Genomic DNA, 26,101 nt, shown 5'->3' on the forward strand with positions numbered 1-26,101 from the left:
CGCACTGTGAAGAACTTAAACTTTCCGATACGTTCAAAAAGGAGTGAAAGACAATGGCAAAAAGCGCAGCACGAAAGCAACGGGAAAAGCTGGCCCGTGAAGGCAAAAGAAACCCAGAGCTCAACAGAAGCATTTTCGCTTTTTCTGACATGAGACAGCGGACGACGAAGACCAGAGCAGAAAAACTGAATCAACAGAAGCACAAAAGGTCGTTATCCTATCAAAGTGATGATGGCCTTTTTTATTTGCGTGCGAAGCTAGCTGCGATCGTTTAACATTGAGGAAGAGGGTATATCTCGTGCTTGGTGGTGAGCGATCGATGAATCGAAAATGGTTGTTTGTCATTTTTATCTTGAGTGTTCTTGGTATTGGCAGTGCCGGCATGGGCATCTCGCAAATCGAAGACTCGATCAAAGCGCAACAAGTAACTTCTATTCTTACCACTATGGAGAATATAACATTAGATTCGCAAGATGCGAGTTGGCTCGAAAAATCGGAAGACAGATCTTTTGAATACCTCGTTCATGATGGATATTATTACGTTCCGATTGAAGAGGAGTTAACTGAATCCAATCTAGATAGCAGGCTTGGGGTAGTCAGCAGAATAGGCGAATGGGAGGAGTTCAAAGAGGGGGATACTCCCTACTACATCCCGGGCAGTACATACTACACGATAAATGGCGTACTGGATAAGAACAAAATCGCAATTGAAATTGTCAGGAAAGACAGCAAAAAATATCAGGTGCTGGAAAAAGGCCATTCCGTACCAAAGTGAGGCATGACATCATGAATAATACCATTCATCCCGAATGCGCGAGAGCCATTCAACATCTCCTCCAACTGAAGGACCCAAAACGCGAAGACTTTTTGGCTCTGAAAACATACGGAAATGACCGCTATTCCGAAATGGGCTGGGAGAAGCTACAGACGTACATCAATGAAAAGACTGTCATCATTGTCGAGCAGTTTGAAAATGAACAAAATATTATGTCTGCCTTGCGCTGGGTAGCGAGAGGATTGCCGGTTTGGCTAGCGATTCGAAAAGTGCGAGCGGATTATTCTGTGTATGGATACAAGAAGTAGCCTGTCTTTCAAAAAAATATATGCAAATAATAGAAATAATACTGCACTAACGAAAAGATAGGTCTATTATTGTCAATATCAGCAATATTGGAGGGAGACATCATGACAGAATACTTACTTAGCTTACTACAAATCATTATGATCAACCTGGTCTTGAGCGGAGACAATGCAGTCGTTATTGCTCTTGCCTGTCGCAACCTGAGTCCAGAGCTGCAGAAAAAAGCCACTTTTTGGGGGAGCTTCGGTGCAATCGGACTGCGGATCATCCTTACCTTCATTGCCATTTGGCTGTTGAAAATCCCGTTTGTCCAAGTCGTCGGAGGGCTTTTGCTCATCTGGATTGCGGTCAAGCTGTTAAAAGGTGAAGATGAGGACAGTCACATTGGTGGCGGATCGAGTTTTGTTGAGGCATTCAAAACCATTATTTTTGCCGATCTGATTATGAGTCTGGACAATGTCATTGCTGTAGCGGGAGCAGCAAACGGGAACCTGGTGTTGGTTATCATCGGTCTTGCCATCAGCATTCCGCTCATCATTTGGGGAAGTCAGTTGCTGATGAAGCTGATGAACCGTTTTCCCATCATCGTATTATTGGGGGCGGCTTTGCTCGGATATACAGCAGGAGAAATGATTGTAGGAGACAAAGCAGTTGGCAGCTTCCTGGAGGGGGTAATGCCTTCGCTGCATATGATTTTGCCAGTAGCATTGGCACTTCTGGTGATCGTGATTGGAAACTATTTGAAAAGGAAGGAGAAGAATGTGTTAAATAAAGAAGTGACAAATAATCATGCGGAGACACTATAGCTATGGAATATCGCGATTGGTACATTCTCCAAACCTTGTACCAGGAACAAAACATTACAAAAACTGCCGAAAGCTTGTATTTGTCCCAGCCTGCGCTGACAAAACGGCTACGGCAGATTGAAAAAGAATTTGGCGTACAGATCGTGCAACGGGGGAGTAGAGGCGTTCATTTCACTCCTCAAGGTGAGTATTTAGCCAAATGCGCGGATGAAATGCTCCTCAGATTGCGCAATATCAAGGAGCATGTCTTGAACATGGGAGACGAGATCAATGGTACGCTCCGGCTGGGGGTTTCCAACTATTTTGCACGGTACAAGCTCCCGATGATCTTGAAAAGGTTCAAGGAAGCCTATCCAAACGTCGAATACAAGGTAATGACCGGATGGAGCAAAGACGTCTACAAGTCCGTGTATAATCAGGACGTGCACGTAGGCTTCGTCCGGGGAAGCTACAACTGGTCCGACCAAAAGCACTTGCTGTTCGAGGAATCGGTCTATGTCGTTTCCACGGAACCCATTCATATCGACGACCTGCCCACCCTGCCGCGAATCGACTATGAGACGGACCCGATGCTGCGGGCTTTAGTGGACGACTGGTGGACTGAACGATTTTCCCAACCACCGCTGATCGGCATGGAGGTCGATAAGGCGGATACATGCAGTGAAATGGTAGCAAATGGTTTGGGGTACGCCATCCTTCCACGAGGCGTACTGAATGGCAAAGACGATCTGCACATGATTGAGCTGACCACAGCAGAAGGGGAGCCGATCAAGCGAAGTACCTGGATGTTTTATCATGCCGACTCAATGGATTTGCAAATGGTCAAGGCATTTGTGCGCTTTATGGAGAAGGGTGAGATACCATTCATCGATTAAGCAAGGAAAAAGGAACTGCTGGGAACTCTCTGAATGGGAGGCAGCAGTTTTTTGTTATTCATTCAAGGAATCGCCAACGATAACCATTTTGTATTTTTGCTGCGAGAACAATTGTTTTACACTAGGTGTACCCCCACCCTAGAAGCTTCATACAACGTCGGAGAGTAGGAGAGGGAACGCTTATGCTGCTACGCATTCTGTTTACATTGTTGCTCGGATCACTGGGAGGTTGGCTGTTTGCTACCATCCACAGCCCACTTCCTTGGCTGCTCGGAGCACTAGTCACCACAGTTATCTGTAATATGCTTGGGGTCAAAAATCTTTGGATTCCCCGTTGGTTTCGTCAAGCAGGATTGACAGTGATCGGGATCACCCTTGGTCTGCGAATGACATCTGAAATCGTCGAGACGATGACAGGGCACATCGGTTTGAGGGTCATCACCACGATTTTGACCATCTTGATCAGTTTAGTGAACGCTTGGATATTTTATAAGGTCTGCCGAGTAGACGGAATAACGGCGATCTTCAGCAATATTCCCGGCGGATTATCGGAAATGGTGTCGGTGGGGCAAACGGCGGGAGGAAATCAACAAGTCATCACGATTTTCCACTCGATCCGTGCAATCAGCGTCGTGCTTTGTACCCCTTATCTTGTGACATTTCTACCTACCCATGCTGCCATACAGACGGCTACTACAGAACACATGCTGGGGATTGGGCAGACAGTCATGATTCTTGTGTCTGGTGTCATTGGAGCGTTGATTGCGTCACGTTGTTATATACCTGCCCCATTCTTGTTAGGTGCCTTGCTCGTGACCGCTTTGATTTCGATGAATACATCGCTTGTGGGAGAGAGTCCTGCGTTGCCAAGCATCCTGGTCCAAGGGGCGCAAATATTCATCGGGGTCAGCATCGGTCTTGGCTTCAAACGAGAGGACATCGCCAAAAACCGCCGATTCTTTCTGTTCGGTCTCATGCATTCCCTGTTCTTGTTCGTCATGGTGATTGTGCTTGCAATGGGCATTTCTTATGTGACTGCTACTGATATCGTGACGGCCATTTTGGCTACGGTGCCAGGTGGACTCGCCGAGATGAGCTTGACTGCCTTGGCGACAGGAGCTGATCCACTTTTAGTGACGGCGTTTCATCTGTTTCGTTTGGTCCTTGTCCTTACGCTGTTTTCCTTTGGTGCTCGTGCATGGACGAACCGCTACAGCAGGATCAAACAGCCAAAGGAGACCAGCGCCTGACGCAGTTTTACAGTCGAATCAATAGCAAGGCCTGTACGTTCCGTGATTGGAACGGCAGGTCTTTTTGGCGTGAAAAGAATGAAAATAATCATAAATATGGTGTTTATCCAAATTATCTAAACAAACTAGGAAGCGTTTTCATCGGATGCTATGATCTCCTTAACTTATTTGAAAACGCTATCAATCGAGGGGGTTATAAAGATGAAAAAATCAAACAAATGGACAACGTGGACCGGAGTACTCCTCACTACGGCAATGGCACTTAGCCTCGCAGCCTGTGGAGGCGGCGGTGGGCAGACGGCATCCTCTGGAGGAGCTTCTACCTACCCGGAAAAACCAATCTCGGTTATCGCTCCATCGGGGGCAGGCGGGGGCTTGGATAAAACAGCACGTTCCCTCGCAAAGGTGATGTCAGCAACGAAGCTGGTAGACAAGACGATCTCCGTCGAAAACAAGCCAGGTGGCGGACAGGCAGTCGGCTTGGCTGATTTCGTGACACAGGACAAGAAAAACAACTATAAGCTCCTGCTTCCCTCTACACCAATTGTTATCAACAATGTGAAAAAAGAAGGAAACAGCCCGCATTCCTACAATGATATGACTCCGTTGGCACAATTGACGAAAGATTACGGCGCGATCGTAGTAGCAGCCGATTCTCCATACAAGGATCTGAAATCGTTAATGGATGCAATCAAAGCTGATCCAACGAAAGTAACGGTTGCAGGCGGTTCTGCTCCTGGCTCGCTTGATCACTTGACCTTTTTGATGCCAGCTGTAAAAGCGGGGATTGATCCGAAAGCAGTGAAATACATCTCTTACGATGGCGGCGGAGAAGCGATCGCATCTCTCTTGGGTGGCAATGCTGACGTACTGGCTACAGATGTATCTGGTTCAGGTGAATACTTGAAATCCGGCAAAGTAAAAATCTTGGGTGTTTCATCCCCTGAGCGTTTGAAAGGTATGTTCAAGGATATCCCGACGTACAAAGAATCCGGTTATGACACGGAGCTGATCAACTGGCGCGGTGTATTTGGACCAAAAAACATGACGCCAGATGCTGTGGCTTACTGGGAGCAAAAATTGAAAGCGATGACAGAGACTCCTGAGTGGAAAGCAGAGCTGGAAGCAAACGGCTGGGACGATGGCTACAAAAGAGGTGCAGACTTCAAGAGCTACCTGGGTGAGCAAGAAAAAATGTTCAAGGAAATCCTGAGCTTGCTCGGAATGGCGAAATAAAAAGGTTGGATGAGGGCAGGAGAAGGAGTGATTCTTCTCCTCCTTCATTCTGGATTCTTGTACGAACAGGAGGGAACATACGTGAGCAAAACATTTGACCGCTTCGCCAGTCTAATTTTTCTTGTGTTGGGCGTGGCATTTGTGGTCGGCAGCCAAAACATCTCGGCGAGTGCATACGGCAGCAATGTCGGACCAAACATTTTTCCGATGGGGCTCGGAAGTCTTCTGATCCTACTCAGCCTGCGATTATTTTATGAGACGTTCAAATACAAGCAAGAGGGCAAGAAAGAGAAGGAAAAGCTCGATTACAAACGGTTCCTCATCATTCTTGTCGCGGCATTATTCTACGTATTGCTTTTAGAGGAAATCGGATACGTGATCAGTACCTTCCTGTTCCTTTTGGTTGGATTCCAGACGATGCAAAAAGGAAAATGGCTCAACAGCATCCTCATTTCTGGTGCGTTTTCGTTCGGTGTCTACTTGTTGTACGTGGAAGTTCTCGATGGCACATTGCCCGGTTTACCAACATGGTTAGGCTTGTAGGAGGTGGATGAAATGGGTGCAATTGACTATTTGCTGAACGGATTTGCGACTGCCCTGCAATGGCAAAATATCATCTTTGCGTTTGTCGGTGTCTTGATCGGGACAGTAGTTGGAGTATTGCCAGGGATTGGGCCAATCAGTGGCGTGGCCTTGTTGATTCCGGTGACAGCTTCGTTGACGAGTGGACTGCCGCCAGAAGCAGCGGCGACCAGCGCCATTATTTTGTTGGCAGGGGTATACTACGGAGCGATGTACGGAGGCTCTACCACTTCGATTTTGTTGAATACACCTGGTGAGTCATCTTCTGTCGTTACCGTACTGGACGGATACCCGATGGCTAAACAGGGAAGAGCGGGGGTTGCTCTCTCCATCGCTGCGATTGGTTCGTTTTTTGCAGGGCTTGTCTCGCTTATCGGTCTGGTATTTTTGGCTGAGCCACTCTCTGAAGTAGCGCTCAAGCTCAGCCCGGCAGATGAGTTTTCGCTGATGATCTTGGGGTTGTGCGCATTGAGCGGGTTAGCAGGCAAGTCCGTCACTAAAGCATTGATGATGACGGTTTTCGGCTTATTAATTGCGACGATCGGGCTGGACAACGTATCCGGCGTGGCGCGTTTTACCTTTGATATGCCCGAGCTTTATTCCGGTTTGGAATTTTTGACGATCGCCGTTGGGGTATTTGCGCTTGGGGAAGTGTTCAAGACGATTCTCGAACGGGATGTGAATGAGGGAGAGATCGCCAAAATCTCCCGAATCGTACCGACCAAGCAAGATTTGAAGGAAAGTGCTGGACCGATTCTCCGCGGATCGCTGGTTGGGTTCTTTAAAGGCATCGTTCCTGGTTCTGGTGCAACACTGGCATCCTTCCTCGCTTATTTGCTGGAAAAGAAAATCAGTAAAACGCCTGAAAAATTCGGCAAAGGGGCAATCGCTGGGGTAGCAGCTCCAGAGTCGGCAAACAACGCAGCATCTGGCGGGGCGATGATCCCACTTTTGACCTTGGGGATTCCGGGTACAGGGACGACAGCGGTATTGATGGGCGCACTGATTATGTACAACGTGCAGCCAGGTCCTCTCTTGTTTGAAGATCATCCGACCATCGCTTGGGGCTTGATCGCCAGTATGTTCATCGGAAACGTAATGCTCTTGATCCTCAATATGCCACTCGTAAAGGTGTTTGCGAAGCTGATTGAGACACCGCCTAAATATTTGATCCCGATGATCGTTGCCATTTCCGTGTTTGGTGTATACGCAGTCCGTGTCTCCGTATTTGATCTAGTCTTGCTGCTTCTCTGTGGACTCGTGGGTTACTTTTTGGCGAAAAACGATTTTCCAATGGCTCCACTCGTTCTTGGCTTGGTCTTGGGTCCGATGATTGAAAACAATTTGCGACGCGCCCTGACGACGTCCAATGGTGATTTTTCGATCTTTATTCAAAAGCCAGTATCGCTAGTGTTTCTGATTATTGCGGTTCTCTGGATCACCGTTCCCTTGATCATGAAAATGAGAGGAAAGAAAGTAATCGTGAACGAAGAATAGAAGAATAGAAGAATAGAGGAGGGCCATTCTCATGCGCGATGACAAAAAGATCAAAGAGGAAGTCAAGCAGCAGTTCGGTGCGAATGCCGAAAAGTATGTGAATAGCCAGACGCATGCTACGGGAGAGGATCTCGCTCTCCTGAAGCCTTGGCTGAATCCTTCGCCTGATTGGGTGTTTCTCGATGTGGCAACGGGCGGTGGTCATCTTACCAAGGCAATCGCTCCACATGTCGGTCAAGTCTTTGCGACTGATTTGACGCAGCCGATGCTTACAGCGGCGCGAAACCATCTGAAATCTCACGCAAGCAATGTCTTTTATGTAGTTGCGGACGCAGAAGCACTTCCGTTTTTAAGTGAAACCTTTGATGCAGTCGGGTGCAGAATCGCGGCCCATCACTTCCCGAACCCAGAGGCGTTTGTAAAAGAAGTGGCCCGTGTCCTAAAGCCGGGTGGAAAATTTGTGCTGATCGACAATATCGCAGCAGAGGATGATAAACTCGATCGATTTGTGAATACACTGGAAAAACTTCGGGATCACAGCCATGTACGAAGCTACTCACGCTCCGAATGGTTAGCATGGATAGAGCAAGAGGGACTGGTGGAGAGTCATTCGCGCATCCGTAAAAAGACGTTCCCATATGCGACTTGGGTCAGACGTACGACTGAGACTGAGGAGCAGGTTGAGCAAGTAACCGCGCATATCACAAGCGCCGATGAGGAAATCCAAGCCTACTTCGCGGTTGAAAAAGAAGGAGAGCAAGTCGTTTCCATCCAAGTTGATGAGTGGATGGCGTTGTTTGAGAAACCAGAATGATAAGGACGATGCTTCTAAGCTGGTCCCCGCTTACAATCAAGCGGGGGCATGTTCTTTTTTGTATGTGTACCTAAGTAACGATTCGTAATGATAAGGGGGCTTTCAAGACGGTTTTTAGGCATTATATTCTTGATATCTTGCTTCTGTATTTACTATTCGTTTGAATTCGGTCAATATAGAGTACGAATGGTCTATATGAAGGAAAATATGCTACTATAACCACAGGAGGTATGTGATGGATGAGGTTGACCTGAGAGTTGTTCAATTGCTCGAGGAAAACGGAAGGATATCTCACGAGGAAATTAGCAAGCTGCTGCACATCTCGCGACCGGCTGTCCACCAACGGGTTGCCAAGCTCGAAAAGAATGGGGTTATCAAGGGATACCGTGGCATCATTGATTGGAGAAAATTAGAGCAAAGGCTGAAGGTATTAATCTTCGTAAAAGCAAGATGTCAGGACTTCAAAGAAATCACAGCAAAGATTGTGAACGTTCAAGTACCGAACGTGACCATTATCGAATGCCAGCGGCTCGCGGGAGAGTGGTGTATGATGCTAAAAGTACGTGCGATGGCACCGGAAGATATCACCAATCTGATCGATGAAATGGTCCAGTATGATGAAATACTGGAAACCTCCACGACCTTCATCTTGTCGACGATCTACGAGGATGGCAGGAAAGAAATTTGAAAGCCAGGGTGGAAACACAATGACAGGAAAAAAAGATTCGAAATTATTTGTCGTTACAATTGCGCTGCTAGCGGTCTATCTGTTTTGGGGAGGCACTTATCTCGGAATGAAGATCGCCATTGAATCGATGCCACCCTTTATTATGGCGGGGGCGCGATTTTTTCTAGCCGGATCGATCCTGTTCCTGATCGGGCGTTGGAAAGGGGCAGAGCTGCCCAGTGCAGCAGAATGGAGAGGGGCTGGAATGGTTGGGGCGTTGCTGCTTCTCGGAGGTAACGGTGTAGTCGCATGGGCACAGCTCAAGGTACCGTCAGCAATCGCGTCCTTGCTAATCGCTACCGTTCCATTATGGATTCTCGTTTTCAACTGGATCGGTGGCAGCAAGCAAAAGCCAACAGTTGGCGTCATGGGAGGAATCCTGTTTGGCTTGGCGGGGATCGCTGTGCTGGTTGTCCATCCCGAGGGCACAGGCAATCAAGGGATCGATACCATCGGAATCGTGGCGCTCCTATTTGCTTCGATCTGCTGGTCAGTGGGATCGTTGTATTCGCGCCATGCAAAGCTCCCAGCATCACCTGTGATGGCGACGGCCTTGCAAATGATCATCGGAGGAATTTTGCTGGGGATCGCGTCACTGTTTCTCGACGATTGGACGAAGCTGCATATAACGGAGATTACCCTGCGTTCATGGATTGCCTTTGGCTATTTAGTTGGATTCGGTTCCATTGTCGCCTACACGGCGTACATTTGGCTTTTGAAAAATGCAGAGCCTTCCCTAGTCTCCACGTACGCCTATGTGAACCCGATTGTCGCTGTATTTCTAGGCTGGCTGATCGCTGATGAACAATTCACAAGTCAAACCTTGATTGCTGCCGTCATGATCATCGCAGCTGTTGCCATCATCACGATGTTTCGGGAAAAGAGTCCAGGTGCGACACAACCGGCAGCAAGAAAAGAAAAAGGGAAGCTTCAGGTTCATAAATGAAGCTTCCCCTTCTTTTTGCTATCAGGCATTATTTGGCCGTTTTTTGTGGCACCCAGCGGTATTTTCGTTCCGGACGCCCGACGGTTCCATAGAACGTCTCGACTGTCACTTCATTTATAGAGACGAGAAATTCGAGGTATCTGCGCACCGTCGAATGGCTCATGCCAGCTAGCGCAGCCAGATCATCGGCGTTCATGCTTTGGGTGGTCTCCTGCATTTTGTCCCGGATCAGCTTTAACGTCAGCTTGTCGATGCCTTTCGGGAGCGTGGTGACAGTCTCAACAGTTTTGGTAGCAGGAGTGTGTGCGGCTTTTGTAAACAGCTTGTCCACTGCTGTTTGATCAATGGTTGTATGCTGCTGTAGCTGACGTCTCGTATTTGCATATTGCTCCAAGGTAGACATGAATTTATCGATCATAATCGGCTTGATGATGTAGCTGTATGCCCCGCCACGTATTGCTTCTCTCACGGTTTCCACATCGTTTGCGGCTGTGATCATGACGACATCGATCCCACGAAAATGCTTCCGTACTTCACGCAACAGGTCAATCCCGTTCATATCCGGCAAATAAATATCCAAGAGCAGCACATCCGGCGTAACGACGTGAAGCATCGCCAATGCCTGTTTTCCAGTCGTGGCCGTGGCAATAATCTGGAATCCTTCCAGTTTACTTGTGAATTGTTCATAGATTCTAGCTGCAATTTCGTCATCTTCCACGATCATGACGGTAATGGGTTTCTCAGACATCGTGGATTGCCTCCTCTCCACTTGCTGTGTCCCACTTCTTGGGGACGACTACGGTGAAACGTGCTCCGCCAAGATCACTTTTTCCGAGTGAGATTTGCCCCTCTAACAGCTCGATGGCGTTTTTCACAATAGCCAAACCGAGTCCACGATTTTCACCTGATTTCGTAGTGACACCGCTTTCAAAGATGCGGGGTTCCAATTCTTTTGATACCCCATGTCCATTGTCTTCGATGTCAAAAATGATATCGCCACCTAAATCAGTAAAGGATACGTGAACCATTGCGTCAGAGCCTTTGTATTCGAGGGCAGCTTCCATCGCGTTGTCGATCAAATTGCCGAGAATAGTGACCAATACCTTTGTATCCAAGCTGTCAGGTACATTTCCCAAATAGCTGTCCTGATCAATTTCGAGTAAAACCTTCAGTTCTTTGGAGCGATTGATTTTCCCTAACAGACAAGCTGCGATGAAGGGCTCTTTGACTGAACTCATAATGAAGGCGAGAGTATCCTGCCGTTCCTTTACTTCATCGGTGATGAGTTCGATTGCTTTGTCGTACTCCTTTAACTTGAGTAGACCGTAAATGGTGTTCAAACGATTTAAATATTCGTGATTTTGTGCACGCATATTGTCCGAAAAGGAACTGATCTTCGTAATTTCTTCGGTGAGCTGCTCGATCTCAGACTCTGGACGAAAGGTGAAGACCACGCCTCTGATTTCATTATTACTCAAAATAGGAGAGTAGTCTGTTATAAAAATTTCGTGCCCCAGCAAAATTTTGTAGTTCATTTCTTGTGTATTTCGATTGACAGAATGAATGATGTCGCGCAATTGCGGGCTGGCGATCGATTTGCCTACGGTCAAATCTTCTTGGAGGAGGGAACGTGCGCGTTTATTCATCGAGACGACACGCCCTTGCATATCGACTGCTACCGTAGCATCGCGAATCGATTCAAGAATAGCTGCTTTTTCCGTAAACAAAAATGAGATTTCTTCTGGCTCCAGACCAAAGATCAATCGCTTGACTCGTCTGGCAATGATAATCGCGCCAATAATTCCGATAACCAGCAGCACCAGGGATAACGCAACGACCCTTTCCTTGTATTCCGCGACCTTTTTCTCTACATCACTCATGACATAGCCGACAGAGGAGACACCGATTGTTTCGCCTTTTTTGTTGACGATCGGTGTTTTTGCTTTGATGGCTGGACCTGAAATACCTGTCCCCCGATAAATGACCGAGCGGTTTTCTAAAAAGACGGGGTTATTGCTGGTTCCCATCGGTAGTCCAATTTGCTTTGGGTCGTAGTGGGAGTACCGAATACCGTCCTTGTTTCCAATCACCACATAGCTGGCGCCCGTTTCCATCCGAATGGTTTCGGCTATCGGTTGTATCACCTTGGAAGGATGATCGGTCTCGAAGGCTGCAATGATGCGTTCGTCCATGGCAGATAGCTTGGCGACCGTCATGGCTTGCTGTCCAATATAACGATCCAAAATGTCATCTAATATGAAGGAAAATAAGGCATTTCCTATCCCCATGCTAATCAGGACAACGATGGAAATGAGCAGAACCATTTGAGTCAAGAGGCTGATGCGGGCTTTTTTGGGTGTATGAACCATAGGCAAACCACCTTCGATGACAGTTCAAGATGTTAGGAATGTATGAAACCGTTTACTTCATTCATTATAACAATAACGCTTTCACATTTGTGACACAAAGCAAAAATGCAACAATACGATAGCCAATAGGTTTATGAAAAAAGTTTTGACAAATTTTTTATAAAAAAATGAACAAATTATGAACAACAAGTGAATATTATGTTACAATAAGAGCATAAAACAAAAACGGTCACGCAAAAAATCTATAATGATAGGGGTTTTGTGTTATGAATAACGATCGAAAAGCAGCGGATGTATTAAGATGGATGGCTTGGACAGTACTATTTGTCGGTGCTATTATTATGGCTTTCACTGCAAGCGATTTCAGATCGCAGAACTTGCCGTTGATGGTGTCGATCGGATTTTTGATCGCTGGTATGAACATCTTCATTATGAGCACGGTATTTCGCTTGATGACACTAAAAAGAACTGACGCCTAACAAGATAAAAATAGTCCCATAGAGAACCTCTCATTTTCTTCATTATTAATGAGAGGTTTTTTTATTTATACGGAATTTTGCCGTCAGCCAAATGCGCTGGCGTTTTTTTGATTTTTTTATTAAAAGTGAAAAGAAAACTTGAAAGAAAACTTGACATTCAAGATTGGATGAGATGACCAAAAATGGGTGATGGACTTCAGTAGAGGAGAATCCTAACAAGAATATGATCAACTCGTGAATGCTATGTGAACACTTTGTAACAGAAAAGCTACGAAATATTGAACGTCGTTAAAAACGAGTACAAAAGCTCGCGGACTCTGATAGTATGTATATGCGGCAAATAGTGAAGTTCACTTGTGTTAAAAAACCTCTATTGTGAGGAGCTCTCGAAAAGTGTGAATGCACGTTAAAAAAGAAGGTTTTCCAAAACCTCGTTCGGGACCTCTCTATAGTGAGTGACTGCACTATCGGCATATGTGAGGCGAAGTTCACCTGAAAAGAACTACGCTCTCAAAGTATTACATGCTTGTTGTTTGTGACTAGGAGGGATTAGGAGAATGAGCGGAGGAAAAATGCTGAGGCATATCCAGTTTTGGATCTTGGCAGTGTTGGGCACCGTTCTGCTGACAGGCTGTGGTAGCGAATACCTCGTCTTGAATCCAAAAGGACCTGTAGCAGAAACGCAGTATAATCTCATTATTATTTCCACGATATTGGTCGCTGTCATTATCGTTCCGGTTATTACGCTTACCGCTTTCATTGTATACCGCTATCGGGATACACCGGGCAATAAAGCAAGTTATAAGCCGGAGTGGGCACACAGTACAACCCTAGAGATAATTTGGTGGATTATTCCTATCGTTATCGTTGCATTGCTGGGTTACTTTACTGTCCGTGATATTTATTTGTTAAAAGAGAACCCGAATAAAGAAGTTGCCCCTATGACCATTCAGGTTACGGCTTTGGACTGGAAATGGATGTTTACGTATCCAGAACAAAATATCGCAACTGTTAACCATCTGGAGATTCCAGCAGGCGTACCGATTCGCTTCCAGGTATCTGCTGATGCACCGATGAACTCTTTCTGGGTTCCAGAATTGGGTGGACAGATTTATGCGATGGCGGGAATGGCTACCGAGCTGTATCTGCAAGCAGATGAACCAGGTACATTCGCTGGATTTAGCTCCAACTTCTCTGGTGAAGGCTTCGCCAAAATGCAGTTTAATGTAGTGGCAAAACCGAAAGAAGAGTTCGATAACTGGGTCAAAGAAGTAAAAGGTACGACTCCAGCTATGACGAAGGCAGATTATGAAGAACTTCGGAAGCCTGGCGTTACAGATAAGTTTACGTATTCTGCATTCCCAGAAGGTATGTTTGAAGAGATCGTTGCTAAATATGGCCATGGTCACGATATGGACTATGTGATGGAGAAACCTCCTGCGCCTGCAGGTGACAAGTCTTCTAATGAGACTTCGCAAAATACGCAACAAAAGACTGAATCGCACAACATGCCTGGAATGAATCATTCCAGTATGAACCACTAGGCGAGAGGGAGGAGGAATACCACGTGTGGGAGAACATTAAGGATTTTGCATCCACGTTCTTTGTAACAGGTGACCCACTGATTTACGGTGCGGACGTATCGATTGTACTATCCATCATTGCGATCGTATTCGTTCTGACTAAGTATAAAAAATGGGGTTGGCTATGGCGTGAATGGTTGACTACAGTTGACCATAAGCGTATTGGTATCATGTATTTGATCGCATCGCTTCTGATGCTGTTCCGCGGTGGGGTTGACGCCCTGCTGATGCGTTTGCAACTGGCATTCCCGAACGTAGAGTTCCTGAACTCGGAACACTATAATGCTATCTTTACGACTCACGGTACGATCATGATTTTGTTCATGGCGATGCCGATGATGTTTGCCTTGTTCAACATGGTAGTACCGCTTCAGCTCGGTGCCCGAGATGTAGCGTATCCGTTCTTGAACGCACTCAGCTTCTGGCTGTTTATGCTCGGCGCGATGCTGTTCAACATTTCGTTCGTAATCGGGGGCTCCCCGGACGCTGGTTGGTTGTCTTACCCGCCATTGTCACAAAATGAATTCAGCCCTGGACCAGGTCAGAACTTCTATATTTGGGGGATTCAGATCTCCGGTATCGGTAGTTTGGCGACAGGGATTAACTTTATCGTAACGATTCTCAAAATGCGTGCACCTGGCATGAAGCTTTCCAAAATGCCATTGTTTAGCTGGTCCGTATTGTCCAGCTGCATTATGATTATCTTCGCTTTCCCAATTTTGACTGTAACATTGGCTCTGTTGTTCCTTGACCGTTTCGCAGGTGCCCACTTCTTCACAATGGACGGCGGCGGTAATCCGATGATGTACCTCAACCTCATCTGGATGTGGGGTCACCCTGAGGTATATATCGTAGTAGTACCAGCTTTCGGTATCTTCTCTGAAATCGTGGCTACGTTCTCACGTAAGAAGATTTTCGGCTACAAATCAATGGTTTGGGCGATGATGATCATTGCCGTTGTATCGTTCTTTACATGGGCTCACCACTTCTTCACAATGGGTACGAGCGCAAGTGTTATCGCCTTCTTTGCGATATCAACGATGATTGTTGGTATCCCGACCGGGGTTAAGGTCTTTAACTGGCTGTTTACAATGTACCGTGGTCGGATATCCTTTAAACAACCAATGCTGTGGACGATTGCCTTTATCCCGTGCTTCGTAATTGGTGGAGCGACAGGGGTAATGCTGGCGGTAGCTCCAGCAGACTATCAGTATCACAACAGTTACTTCTTGGTTGCCCACTTCCACCAAGTGTTGATCGGTGGGGTAGTATTTGGTTACTTGGCTGGTATTTACTACTGGTGGCCAAAACTGTTCGGTTTCAAGCTCGACGAGAAACTGGGCAAATGGGGCTTCTGGTTCTGGAATATTGGTTTCTACGTGTGCTTTATGCCGCAATACGCGCTCGGTTTCATGGGTATGACTCGCCGTTACTACACGTACGGTTGGGACCGCGGCTGGGCAGATATGAACCTCGTATCCACTGTTGGGGCATTCATGATGGGGATCGGTTTCATCTTCCAAGTATGGCAAATCGCTTACAGCATCAAGAATGGTGAGCGCGACACGACAGGCGATCCATGGAATGGTCGCACGCTGGAGTGGTCGATTCCGTCACCTGCACCATTCTACAACTTTGCTGTTGTTCCACAAGTGAAAGAAATGGATGACTGGTGGGCAACAAAAGAAGCAAAAGCAAATGGCACCTATAAAGAACAACCGGCGAAACTGGAGCCGATTCATATGCCGAAGAACTCTGGAATTCCGTTTATCATGGCGAACTTCTGGTTCTTGGTAGGTTTTGGTTTCACATTTGGATGGGTTTGGATGGCCGTTATTGGATTCATTGGCGTATTCGCATGCATGTGGGCACGCTCCTTCCAATACGACACGGATTATTACGTACCGGTGGAGGAAGTGCGTCGCACTGAGGCTTCACTGGGGAGGGTGGTGTAACGATGGCTACGAATCATGACCATGGTCACGGCCACGACCACGACCATCATGAAGAGCATGAACAATTAAAGGTTCTCGGTTTTTGGATTTTCGTTGTAACAGACTGCGTGTTGTTCGGTACGTTGTTTGCAACATATGCGGTAATGATGAATAGCTTTGCTGGTGGACCAACTGGACAGGAACTGTTCCAGCTGCCAGGCGTTATTGCTTCAACCTTCATCTTGTTGACAAGTAGCTTTACCAGCGGTCTCGCTGTTCTGGCGATGAACAAAGGCAATGTCAAGCAGCTGATTGCTTGGCTGGCTGTAACTGGTCTTTTGGGACTGTCTTTCGTAGTGTTGGAAGTCACTGAGTTTATGCACTTGATTAGCGAAGGCGCAACCATGGCGACTAGCGGCTACTGGTCCGCTTTCTACACACTGGTTGGCACGCACGGATTGCACGTAACGCTTGGTCTGTTCTGGATGACTGCGTTGATCATGCAGCTGAAGCGTCGTGGAATCTCTGCGGTTACTCGCCGCAAAATTACCAACTTTAGCTTGTACTGGCACTTCCTTGACGTTGTGTGGATCTTCCTCTTCACAGTCGTTTACTTGATGGGGGTGATGTAAGGTGGCACAACATCAAAACCATGGCGGACATCATAGTCACGGATCGATGAAAGAGTACGTGATCGGTTTTATCCTGTCGATCGTGCTCACCATTATCCCACTCGTGCTGGTCATGAACCCGATTTTGAGTAAAACGGCGACCGTGATCACGATCTTGGTAATGGCGGTCTTGCAGTTCGTAGTTCAGTTGGTCTTCTTCATGCACATCCGCGAAGGAGAAAAACCGCGCTACAACGTACAGACATTGATTCTTGGACTTGTGATTGTATTTACAATCGTTGCAGGTTCCCTCTGGATCATGTTGTTTAATAAATATTAATCAGTTAAGAGCGTGGCACAGGCGATTCGTTGCTTGTGCCACGTTTTTTTACGTTGCTGTAGTGGAGGGGAGAAGCGCATTTCCAGTCTACGCTTCGGCCAACGCCTCGCAAGGGGGACTGACTGTCCGCTTCTTCCTACGCGGCTTCTGTAAAGCTGGTAACCCGCTCTCCTTGTAGATATAATAGAAAGAATTTTACAGAAAAAAATATAGGAGAGTGGAGTCGATGGCTGGGAAACTGTATTTAACGAAGCCTTGTGCAGAACTTCAAGCAGAGTATATTTCCTTTTACGAAGAGTGGAAAGAAAGTGGAGAGCCTATCGTACCGTGGGTGGTGGGTCGGGAGCCCTATGATTTTCCTGCGTATCTGGAATTTCTGGAGAGTGAGAGCAACGAGGAAAATCTTTTGGATGGCTATGTTCCTCATTCCACGTATTGGCTCATGAATGAAGAGCGGCGCATAGTGGGGGCGGTGAATATTCGGCATCGTCTCAACGAGCGTTTACGAAAGTACAGCGGGCACATCGGATATGGAATCCGACCTTCCGAGAGACGTAAAGGCTATGCGACGGAAATTTTAGCGCAAGCTCTCAATATCACGAGCGAGCTGGGGATAAATGAAGTACTGCTGATTTGTGATTATGATAATGTTGGATCGGAAAAAACGATTCGGAATAATGGAGGCGTCTTTGAATCGGAATGCACAGACGAGGATGGATTGCTCATTCGGCGATTCTGGATTACACGACCTTCGTAAAAGGAGAGGGCTATCTCATTGTCAGGATCGATGACGTTTGAGATAGCCCTTTCCTATTTATCTTATACCTCGTATGCAATCAACTTGCGAACCCATTGCTCCACCTCGTTAAGAATATAGTCTGGGGGTGGAGTTTTTCCGTCCATTTTTGGTAGGACGAGCCATTGCAGTGGTTTTGGAACATGGCAGATTTTCTCAAGCAGTTGTATCCCCTGATCGTCACTGATGATATCTCGTAAAAAGATGAACATTCTCTTGTCTAACGTATGGATTAGTTTCCCTTCATATTCTGCTTCAGAGATAGTAACGCTAGGATGGCCGTGTCTCTCAATTCCCCCTAATACTTCAACCCACACAAAATCGTACAATTGCGAAAGTTCAGCTTCAAGGAGGTCGGGATCTTTAACGGGTACCTGTTCTGTAGAAGAAAAAGGACGATTTAAGAAAATCTCTGGGTCCATTTCCATAAAGTCTAATACTACCTTACAAGATGCAGCTTGTTTGTTTTCATGCGCGTATAAGATCTCGTCGATTCTTTTCAAATCTAATTTTTTCCCGATTACAAAACCTATTCGCAGTTCGATAGGATTCACTCCTTAGACCAAGTTCTATTTATCTGAGACTCCATGCTTTTACCTTATAATAGTAAATATTTTTCCTATCGACAGCATAAACTTGTGAAAGATATTGCCACATTTACAATACTTAGTATATAATTATGTTATGAAAGTTATTTTGGAAGGGAGAGATTTCTTTGTTTGATATCGTAATTATTGGAGCAGGCCCGGCAGGAGGAAGTGCAGCGTTGTTTGCTGCAAAAGCAGGTAAGAAGACGTTGCTGATTGATAATGACAAGAGCATGACCAAGCGCGCGTGGATGGAAAATCACTACGGCATCATGGAAATCTCAGGCCCAGACCTCATTGAGATCGGTAAGAAGCAAGCAGCGAAATTCGGTGCGGAGCTGGTAGCCGATCAAGTGAGCAACATTACCAAAACAGAGCAAGGCTTACTCGTAGAGACAGCGGAAAAAGGCAGCTTTGAGGCTAAGCATGTGATTCTTGCAACGGGAGCGCTCGTGACTTTGGCAGAAGCGATTGGGGTAAAAACCAAAGAAGGTACAGAGCCACGGATTAAAACTGTTGTCGATGTCGATGCACAAGGGAAGACGAACATCCAAGGAATTTGGGCAGCAGGTACGTGCGCGGGAGTAAGCGTACATACGATTATTACATCTGGTGATGGCGCTAAGGTTGCAATCAATGTCATCAGCGAACTGAATGGCGAGCGTTACGTCGATCACGATGTTTTGAAAACAAACTAAATCAGGTTAGAAACACCTTCTTACCATTTTGAAGAAGGTGTTTTCTTTTTTCTTCCAATCGACGATAGCTTGTATCGTGATCTCGTTTTTGACATAATGAAGCTAATTGTGTTTAGCGAAGAGATGAATCCTGTCAGGTTGAAGAGCGTTCCTGTTGCTCTGGAGAATTGATACGGATTCTATTTTTATCTAAATTGCCCCTATGTAAGAAGGGAGGGAGACAGATAGCATGTTCGTCAATCATGTGGTGATAAGCTTGATCGTTTCTTCTTGCACGATCGCACTTATTTTCTTGATTCGAAAAGTATTTCGCTCCCAGCTGTCGGCTAGATGGCAGTACAATTTGTGGATTCTCTTGCTGGTCGCTTTGACGCCAGTTTTTATCCCAAATTACTTTTTTGATTTTGGAAATCTTTTTGTCTCAGGCATGAATCAGCGCAATGAAGTCGACAGCTCGACGCTCGCTGCGCAAGCCCCTGTGTTTGAAAATGCGAATTGGGTACAGGATTTAACGTTGTCCGTAAGTCGCTATACACCGGACTCCTTTCCTACGATTCTCGTCAGCATATGGGTAGTCGGCATGATTGTTTGTGCTTCAATCACATTATCAGCCTGGTTAAAAATCCAGCAGATCAAGCGGACAGCTTCTGTGATCACCAATCAAGAAATCATCGATTTGTTTGAACAATGCAAGAAGGATGTAAAAATAAATCGGCACATCGTGTTGGCAGAATCCAAGCAGGTCAAATCTCCGATGACGTTTGGCGTTTTTACGACGTATGTTGTCCTTCCCAGTCATTTTGACGAATGGCTGTCAAATAGAGAAATGAAGTATATCTTTTTGCATGAACTCATGCACCAAAAAAACCATGATATCGTCATGAACTATGTGACCGTGGTGTATCAGCTTTTGTATTGGTTCCATCCATTGGTCTGGCTGGCTTTTCGGGAAATGAGAGTAGACCGTGAAATTGCTTGTGATGTAGCTGTATTGAACTTTTTAGACAAGCGAAATTATCTGGAATATGGTCATACCATCATTAAGTTTTTGGATAAAGAAAGTCGAGCTGAAAATGTCGTTTTGGCGAATCAGTTAAACGGTTCCAAGAAGGCGGTTAAAAAACGAATCGAGAAAATCGCTTCTCACAAGGCTGAATCGAAGCTGTTGCAGTTGAAAAGTACAATCATTTTTTCCATGTTGGGCGTATTGGTTGCCAGTCAGGTTCTTGTTGGTTCCGCTTTAGCTGACGATCGCAGTCGCTATCATTTTCAAGATGATCGAACTATTTACGAGGATTTAGACAACTATTTCCGTGGTTTTGAAGGCAGTTTTGTCTTATATGATTTGAAAGCCGACCAGTATCGGATTTACAACGAGGCAGGAAGTACACAAAGAATTTCACCGAACTCCACCTACAAGATTTTTCTCACCTTGTTTGGATTGGAGTCCGATGTGATTTCGAGCGAAGATTCCCTGTTAAAATGGGATGGAATCCACTATCCACATGAGCAGTGGAACCGGGATCAAAATCTATTTACAGCGATGCGAAACTCCACGAACTGGTACTTTAAAGAGTTGGATAAGAGCATCTCGCCGGATATGATTCAAGATTATCTGGAACAATTGAACTACGGGAATTACAATACATCTGGTGGAATCGGCCAATATTGGATAGAATCTTCCTTGAAGATTTCTCCGGTGGAGCAGGTACAATTATTAAAAGCTTTCTATACGAACCAGTTAGGCTTTCAAGAAAAAAATATCCAGACGGTGAAAGATTCCATCCGGTTATCGGAAAAGGCGGGTTCGATTCTTTCCGGGAAAACAGGTACGGGCACTGTCAATCAAAAAGATGTGAACGGTTGGTTTGTCGGATATGTAGAGAACGAGGAAGGCACCTACTTCTTTGCTACCAATATACAAAACGAAGATTACGCGAATGGACCTGCAGCAGCAGAAATCACCTTGTCTATTTTGAAAGCGAAAGGTCTTTACTAGCCTTTGCTCCTTCAGTCATGATAATCGAAAGGGGGAGACTCCATGTCTACATCCATGCCAAGTATTTCAGAAGCGGAATGGCGAGTGATGAATGTGCTATGGGAAAGGTCACCGCTGACGGCCAACGAAATTATTTCCTCCTTGGAAGGTCAAACGGATTGGAACCCAAAAACAGTACGTACTCTTTTGAATCGTTTGGTTCAAAAAAATGCCGTTGGCGTCAATCAAAACCAAAGAGTCTATACGTTTTATCCGTTGTACTCACAAAATGAATGCCAGCACGCCGAGGCACAGTCCTTTTTGGAGCGGATTTACAGCGGGGCTCTAAAATCGATGCTGGTTCAGTTCATCCAGAAGGAATCTTTATCGGACGAGGAGATTCAGGAGTTGCGTTCCATATTGGATGCGAAACAAGCATCGACTGATCATCCTAAAAAATAAAGCACGCCCTTTCAAGCTGACTTGGAGAAACCCTTTACGGTTATCCAGTTTTCTTGAAAAGGGCGTCTTTTTTTTAAGAAAGGATGGATGTAGCTCTTTTCCTTGCAGGAAAAAGGAGATTGACACTAGTGGATTACGCGTGTAATATTATCGTAAAATCAGTTGATTACAAACGTAATACTATATTACAAATGTGATCTATAGTTGTTATCTTCCTAGAAAGAGGTTTGTCGTCCATGAAAATTCACCATTCTAAACTGATCGGATTTACAGTGAAAACAATTATTCTCACGCTACTCACGCTCACGGGTTGCTCTTCTCCAGAAGCACCTGTCGTAAACACGGAACCGCCAGCATCTGCAATGGATCAAAAGTTCGCTGCGCTGGAAAACAAGTTTGATGCAAGGCTCGGCGTATATGCGATTGACACCGAAACAGATTTGGCAGTTGCTTACCGCGGCGATGAACGGTTCGCTTTTGCTTCTACGTACAAGGCTTTAGCCGCAGGTGCAGTCTTGCATCAGAAACCGTTGGAAGAGCTCGACAAAGTCATCACCTACACCAAGGACGATCTCGTTACATATTCACCCGTCACAGAAAAACACGTAGCGACCGGGATGACGCTTCGCGAGGTTGCAGACGCCGCGGTTCGCTATAGTGACAACACGGCGGGAAATCTGTTGTTCAAAGAATTGGGTGGACCCAAAGGCTTTGAATCAGCTCTGAGACAGATTGGTGATAGTGTAACCTCATCCGAACGCTATGAGACGGAATTGAATGAGGCTAAACCAGAAGATATTCGCGATACAAGCACACCGAAAGCACTTGCAACGAGCCTAAGAGCCTATACGGTAGGGGATGTGCTGTCGTCTGACAAGAAAACGATTCTTATCGAGTGGCTACAAGGCAACACGACGGGAGCCAAGCTGATCCGTGCTGGCGTCCCCAAAGACTGGAAGGTCGGAGATAAGACGGGAGCCGCAAGCTACGGAACGCGAAACGATATAGGTATCATATGGCCACCGAATAAAAAGCCCATTGTCATTGCCGTACTGTCTAGCAGAGATAAGCAGGACGCCACTTATGATGATGCGCTCATTGCGGAAGCTACCAAGGTTGCTGTGGAAGCACTGACGGCTGCAAAACCGTAATTGATCAACAAGTGAGGTGATCACCAGATGATAGACAACGGTGCATACTTACTCGTAAAAAAAGGGGACCCCAGCCAATTTGCCACGCGCAAATATCTCACCAAGGATCGCTGTACAATCGGGCGGAGGGGAACTAGTTTTCAACTGGACATTACATTTTCCAGTCCGTACATTTCGCGAATGCATGCAGCCTTTCAAAGGATCGGGAACGATTACAAGATTATCGATCTGGAAAGCAAGCATGGCACAGAGGTAAACGGGACGCCCCTACATTATTCCTCTCACATTCTGCGTCACGGGGATCAAATAAGCTTGTCAAAAGGGGTAGCAGAGCTCGTTTTTTTAAGAGAGGTCAATAGACACGATGATACAGTGGAGCTCCCTTTCACCCAGCCAAAGAACGAATCGCTTTTGCCAGGTTTGGAGATTCATTTGGAGAGAAGAGAAGTTCGTCTCGACGGGACTAGACTGCATTTGACCGGAAAAGATATGGATTTGCTAAAGCTTCTATACCAAAAGGCGAGCAGGGCCGTTAGTTTTGAAGAAATTATGCTGGCAGTTTGGCCAGAGCGAATGCTGCATGAGGGCAATGTACCAGATGTCGGACGGGTGGAAGTCAATGCGCTCGTCTATCGATTAAGGAAAAAGCTTCGGCGCTACGGGCAGCAAATCACGACGATTCCGCGATATGGATATCGCTTAGATGTTTGAAACAGGGAAAAGTAAAATCCATGCTAGAAAGTTGAGATTCATTTGAAGACTCACAAGAGATGGATAGGGAAAGCTGTATGTAGTTTGTTCCTGACGTCGCCGTAGCTCAGACATCTTTTTCTAATCAAACGAGAAACACCTTACATAAATAAACTCCTTCTCAAGACCAACATGAGAAGGAGTTTATTTATGTAAGGTGTTTTCTTTTTTCTTCCAATCGTCTAAACTTTTGATATAGGCCAGAAGTCATTGCTCTATTTCCTAATCATTCAGTCATAGGAGTCCTCATTATGAAAAAAATCGTAGGTATTGCCTTGATGGTCGCTTTACTAGGCTTCAACGCCTATTTGTGGCCGACACTGATTCACGCGGTAAAAACAGATGGACGAACGGATACGAAAACAGCGTCTGTCTCGCAAAAAGCAGGTATTCAAAGGCCCGCTATAGATTTGGCCAATCAAGGTCCGCGCGCCGTAAACGTTTCAGCCTATCCGGTTGAAAAGCCTGTGGCTGTGTCAGCACCTGTACCAGCGTCAGCGCAGAAACAAAGCGAAGTGAAGCCAAAAACAAAAGCGGTAGCAGCTGCTAAAACGAACACACCGAAGAAGAAAACACAAAAGACGAAAACCGCGACAAAGCCGGTCAAGAAACAGGCGGCACGTCCTCCGGTAAATAATAATGTGCCAACGTATCCGGCCTGGGATGATAACGGTCTCTATGTCGTAGACGATGGAGGACCAGGAAGTAGTTGGGTGAGGCTGTCGGATGGTTCTTTGCTGCGTAAGAGTGACGGGACAAGGACGTTCAACCTGCCCTATGATAAGAATCCATTCACTGGAGAGATTAAGCCGACAGTGGAGCCGATGTCAGAAGCGGCGTATAAAATGTGGAAGGGTAATCAAGCTCAGCAGCCATCCCCATTCAGCCCGTCACCGTTCGGGCGATAATAGATTGCGAAAAATTGCTCCGCGAGTAGGAGCAGTTTTTTTCGATAAGTAGTCAAATTTGAATATAATAACGTATAGTACTTTGATTTGACCATTCAGGAGGGTGAAGCAATGATTGCAAGAGAAAGTAAAGTGAATATGGTAGTAGCGGGGCTGCTGCTTGGTCTCCTGATGGCTTCCATGGACAATACCATTGTCGCGACGGCGATGGCTACGATTGTCGGTGAGATGGGCGGCATGGATAAGTTTGTTTGGGTGACATCAGCGTACATGGTCGCTACGATGGCGGGGATGCCGATTTTTGGTAAACTCTCCGATATGTATGGGCGAAAACGTTTTTACATATTTGGTCTCATTGTATTTTTGTTAGGGTCCATTTTGTGCGGGACAGCAAACAGCATCGTTGAGTTGAGCATTTATCGGGCGATTCAAGGGATTGGCGGCGGAGCGCTGATGCCGATTGCCTTCACGATTATTTTTGACGTATTCCCGCCAGAGAAGCGTGGAAAGATGACTGGACTTTTCGGAGCCGTATTTGGTACGTCCAGCGTATTTGGACCTTTGCTGGGTGCGTATATTACCGAGTATGTCAGCTGGCATTGGATCTTTTACATCAATGTACCGATTGGTGCTGTGTCCCTCTGGTTGATCTCGATGTATTACAAGGAGTCGCTGGAATACCGCAAGCAGAGCATTGACTGGTTGGGAGCGATTACGCTGGTTGGTGCTGTAGTGAGTCTGATGTTTGCACTGGAGCTGGGTGGCAATCAATACGCGTGGGATTCGATGCAGATTATTGGATTGTTCTCTTCCTTTTTCTTGTTGTTTGTGATTTTTCTATTCGTCGAGAAGCGGGCATCTGATCCGATTATTTCGTTCTCCATGTTCAAAAAGCGGTTATTTGCGACGACAAATGCGATTGCACTGTTGTATGGAGCTGCTTTCATTATCGCTACGGTGTACCTGCCGATTTTTATCCAAGGGGTATATGGCGGGTCAGCGACGAATGCCGGATTGCTGTTGACACCGATGATGCTCGGCTCGGTTGCTGGTAGCCAGCTAGGCGGATTTTTGACGACGAAGACCAGCTTCCGCAATATTATGCTTTTGTCCGCAGTCTTTTTCATACCAGGTATTTTCCTTTTGAGCACACTGACGCCTGATATTCCTCGTTCAATCGTTACGCTTTATATGGTGATTGCAGGGTTTGGTGTGGGCTTTTCTTTCTCCACCTTGGGAATTTCAGCGATTCATGGCTTTGATATGCGTCAAAGAGGATCGGCCAGTTCGACGAACTCTTTTTCCCGTTCATTGGGGATGACATTGGGAATCACCGTGTTTGGTATCTTGCAGCGCAATTCGTTTGAAAATGGCATGTTCTCTGCCTTCGGGCGTCAAGAGATGACGAATGCCATTACGGACCCGCGAGCGATTTTGACACCAGAAGCGCGTGAATCCATTCCGGCTCCTGTGTTGGATCAAATGATCGATATTCTCGCTTCATCGATTGCGAATACGTTTATGTGGGCGCTCGTTCCTGCTGTTCTTGCTCTGGTGTGCATTTTGCTGATGGGAAATGATCGGGCGCTGGCGAAATCGCCTTCCGCACCGAAACCGAAACTGGAACGCGGGTAGAGGAGA

28 protein-coding genes are annotated in these 26,101 nt (G+C 46.2%); 25 read left to right on the plus strand and 3 right to left on the minus strand.

Annotation, left to right across the window (positions count from 1 at the left end):
* Positions 1–53 precede the first annotated feature (53 nt).
* The 12 genes from ACKKE8_RS07040 (at position 54) to ACKKE8_RS07095 (ending at position 9,814) form a co-directional block, all read left to right on the plus strand.
* Positions 54–275 (plus strand): hypothetical protein, encoded by a 222-nt coding sequence (locus ACKKE8_RS07040; protein WP_409177532.1) that lies wholly within the window; start codon positions 54–56, stop codon positions 273–275.
* A 44-nt stretch (positions 276–319) separates the two neighbouring features.
* Positions 320–775 carry a hypothetical protein gene (locus ACKKE8_RS07045; protein ID WP_409177533.1) on the plus strand — a complete coding sequence of 152 codons (456 nt, stop codon included), beginning with the start codon at positions 320–322 and terminating at the stop codon, positions 773–775.
* Between the two features lie 11 nt (positions 776–786).
* Entirely contained in the window at positions 787–1,083 is a 297-nt protein-coding gene (locus ACKKE8_RS07050; protein ID WP_409177534.1) for a hypothetical protein, read from the plus strand.
* Between the two features lie 102 nt (positions 1,084–1,185).
* A complete protein-coding gene (locus ACKKE8_RS07055) occupies positions 1,186–1,887 on the plus strand; it encodes a TerC family protein (RefSeq protein WP_409177535.1) in 702 nt (233 codons plus the stop codon).
* 2 nt (positions 1,888–1,889) lie between these two features.
* Positions 1,890–2,762 carry a LysR family transcriptional regulator gene (locus tag ACKKE8_RS07060; protein ID WP_409177536.1) on the plus strand — a complete coding sequence of 291 codons (873 nt, stop codon included), beginning with the start codon at positions 1,890–1,892 and terminating at the stop codon, positions 2,760–2,762.
* A 182-nt stretch (positions 2,763–2,944) separates the two neighbouring features.
* Entirely contained in the window at positions 2,945–4,012 is a 1,068-nt protein-coding gene (locus tag ACKKE8_RS07065; protein ID WP_409177537.1) for an AbrB family transcriptional regulator, read from the plus strand.
* Positions 4,013–4,213: 201 nt separating this feature from the next.
* A complete protein-coding gene (locus tag ACKKE8_RS07070) occupies positions 4,214–5,248 on the plus strand; it encodes a Bug family tripartite tricarboxylate transporter substrate binding protein (protein WP_409177538.1) in 1,035 nt (344 codons plus the stop codon).
* An 81-nt stretch (positions 5,249–5,329) separates the two neighbouring features.
* Positions 5,330–5,791, plus strand: coding sequence for a tripartite tricarboxylate transporter TctB family protein (locus ACKKE8_RS07075; protein WP_409177539.1), 462 nt, complete (start codon positions 5,330–5,332; stop codon positions 5,789–5,791).
* 12 nt (positions 5,792–5,803) lie between these two features.
* The gene (locus ACKKE8_RS07080) at positions 5,804–7,327 is read left to right on the plus strand and encodes a tripartite tricarboxylate transporter permease (RefSeq protein ID WP_409177540.1); all 1,524 of its coding nucleotides are present in this window, start codon (positions 5,804–5,806) and stop codon (positions 7,325–7,327) included.
* Positions 7,328–7,358: 31 nt separating this feature from the next.
* Positions 7,359–8,141: a class I SAM-dependent methyltransferase gene (locus tag ACKKE8_RS07085; protein WP_409177541.1), complete on the plus strand. Its 783-nt coding sequence runs from the start codon at positions 7,359–7,361 to the stop codon at positions 8,139–8,141.
* 235 nt (positions 8,142–8,376) lie between these two features.
* A complete protein-coding gene (locus tag ACKKE8_RS07090; protein ID WP_409177542.1) occupies positions 8,377–8,829 on the plus strand; it encodes an Lrp/AsnC family transcriptional regulator in 453 nt (150 codons plus the stop codon).
* A gap of 19 nt (positions 8,830–8,848) precedes the next feature.
* Positions 8,849–9,814 carry an EamA family transporter gene (locus ACKKE8_RS07095; protein WP_409177543.1) on the plus strand — a complete coding sequence of 322 codons (966 nt, stop codon included), beginning with the start codon at positions 8,849–8,851 and terminating at the stop codon, positions 9,812–9,814.
* A gap of 28 nt (positions 9,815–9,842) precedes the next feature.
* Here ACKKE8_RS07095 and ACKKE8_RS07100 read toward each other — a convergent pair whose 3' ends face one another.
* Both ACKKE8_RS07100 and ACKKE8_RS07105 read right to left on the minus strand, forming a co-directional pair.
* Positions 9,843–10,562, minus strand: a complete 720-nt coding sequence (locus tag ACKKE8_RS07100; protein ID WP_409177544.1) for a response regulator — start codon at positions 10,560–10,562, stop codon at positions 9,843–9,845.
* Positions 10,555–12,183 (minus strand): ATP-binding protein, encoded by a 1,629-nt coding sequence (locus tag ACKKE8_RS07105; protein ID WP_409177545.1) that lies wholly within the window; start codon positions 12,181–12,183, stop codon positions 10,555–10,557. Before ACKKE8_RS07105 ends, ACKKE8_RS07100 begins: the two co-directional genes overlap by 8 nt.
* A gap of 266 nt (positions 12,184–12,449) precedes the next feature.
* On the opposite strand from ACKKE8_RS07105, the gene ACKKE8_RS07110 reads away from it, so the two are divergent.
* From ACKKE8_RS07110 to ACKKE8_RS07135, 6 genes are all read left to right on the plus strand, one after another.
* Positions 12,450–12,662, plus strand: coding sequence for a hypothetical protein (locus tag ACKKE8_RS07110; protein WP_056497116.1), 213 nt, complete (start codon positions 12,450–12,452; stop codon positions 12,660–12,662).
* Between the two features lie 557 nt (positions 12,663–13,219).
* Positions 13,220–14,206: a cytochrome aa3 quinol oxidase subunit II gene (qoxA, locus tag ACKKE8_RS07115; RefSeq protein ID WP_409177546.1), complete on the plus strand. Its 987-nt coding sequence runs from the start codon at positions 13,220–13,222 to the stop codon at positions 14,204–14,206.
* Positions 14,207–14,229: 23 nt separating this feature from the next.
* Positions 14,230–16,200, plus strand: a complete 1,971-nt coding sequence (locus ACKKE8_RS07120) for a cbb3-type cytochrome c oxidase subunit I (RefSeq protein WP_409177547.1) — start codon at positions 14,230–14,232, stop codon at positions 16,198–16,200.
* 2 nt (positions 16,201–16,202) lie between these two features.
* Positions 16,203–16,811 (plus strand): cytochrome o ubiquinol oxidase subunit III, encoded by a 609-nt coding sequence (cyoC, locus tag ACKKE8_RS07125; protein WP_409177548.1) that lies wholly within the window; start codon positions 16,203–16,205, stop codon positions 16,809–16,811.
* 1 nt (position 16,812) lies between these two features.
* Entirely contained in the window at positions 16,813–17,130 is a 318-nt protein-coding gene (gene cyoD, locus ACKKE8_RS07130; protein WP_409177549.1) for a cytochrome o ubiquinol oxidase subunit IV, read from the plus strand.
* 226 nt (positions 17,131–17,356) lie between these two features.
* Positions 17,357–17,887 carry a GNAT family N-acetyltransferase gene (locus ACKKE8_RS07135; RefSeq protein ID WP_409177550.1) on the plus strand — a complete coding sequence of 177 codons (531 nt, stop codon included), beginning with the start codon at positions 17,357–17,359 and terminating at the stop codon, positions 17,885–17,887.
* A gap of 62 nt (positions 17,888–17,949) precedes the next feature.
* Here ACKKE8_RS07135 and ACKKE8_RS07140 read toward each other — a convergent pair whose 3' ends face one another.
* Positions 17,950–18,429 (minus strand): hypothetical protein, encoded by a 480-nt coding sequence (locus ACKKE8_RS07140; protein WP_409177551.1) that lies wholly within the window; start codon positions 18,427–18,429, stop codon positions 17,950–17,952.
* 212 nt (positions 18,430–18,641) lie between these two features.
* Here ACKKE8_RS07140 and ACKKE8_RS07145 point away from each other — a divergent pair, with 212 nt between their 5' ends.
* The 7 genes from ACKKE8_RS07145 (at position 18,642) to ACKKE8_RS07175 (ending at position 26,095) form a co-directional block, all read left to right on the plus strand.
* Positions 18,642–19,211 carry an FAD-dependent oxidoreductase gene (locus ACKKE8_RS07145; protein WP_409177552.1) on the plus strand — a complete coding sequence of 190 codons (570 nt, stop codon included), beginning with the start codon at positions 18,642–18,644 and terminating at the stop codon, positions 19,209–19,211.
* A gap of 229 nt (positions 19,212–19,440) precedes the next feature.
* Positions 19,441–21,210 carry a BlaR1 family beta-lactam sensor/signal transducer gene (locus ACKKE8_RS07150; protein ID WP_409177553.1) on the plus strand — a complete coding sequence of 590 codons (1,770 nt, stop codon included), beginning with the start codon at positions 19,441–19,443 and terminating at the stop codon, positions 21,208–21,210.
* A 42-nt stretch (positions 21,211–21,252) separates the two neighbouring features.
* Positions 21,253–21,651, plus strand: a complete 399-nt coding sequence (blaI, locus tag ACKKE8_RS07155; RefSeq protein WP_409177554.1) for a penicillinase repressor BlaI — start codon at positions 21,253–21,255, stop codon at positions 21,649–21,651.
* A gap of 236 nt (positions 21,652–21,887) precedes the next feature.
* Positions 21,888–22,802, plus strand: a complete 915-nt coding sequence (gene blaBBI / locus ACKKE8_RS07160) for a BBI family class A beta-lactamase (RefSeq protein ID WP_409177555.1) — start codon at positions 21,888–21,890, stop codon at positions 22,800–22,802.
* A gap of 27 nt (positions 22,803–22,829) precedes the next feature.
* Complete coding sequence (locus tag ACKKE8_RS07165) at positions 22,830–23,513, plus strand: FHA domain-containing protein (RefSeq protein WP_409177556.1); 684 nt, start codon at positions 22,830–22,832, stop codon at positions 23,511–23,513.
* Between the two features lie 290 nt (positions 23,514–23,803).
* Positions 23,804–24,460: a hypothetical protein gene (locus tag ACKKE8_RS07170; RefSeq protein ID WP_409177557.1), complete on the plus strand. Its 657-nt coding sequence runs from the start codon at positions 23,804–23,806 to the stop codon at positions 24,458–24,460.
* 111 nt (positions 24,461–24,571) lie between these two features.
* Positions 24,572–26,095 (plus strand): MDR family MFS transporter, encoded by a 1,524-nt coding sequence (locus ACKKE8_RS07175; protein WP_409177558.1) that lies wholly within the window; start codon positions 24,572–24,574, stop codon positions 26,093–26,095.
* Positions 26,096–26,101 lie beyond the last annotated feature (6 nt).

The sequence above is a fragment of the Brevibacillus fortis genome (assembly GCF_046196545.1).
In the GTDB taxonomy this organism is placed as follows: Bacteria; Bacillota; Bacilli; order Brevibacillales; family Brevibacillaceae; genus Brevibacillus; species Brevibacillus fortis_A.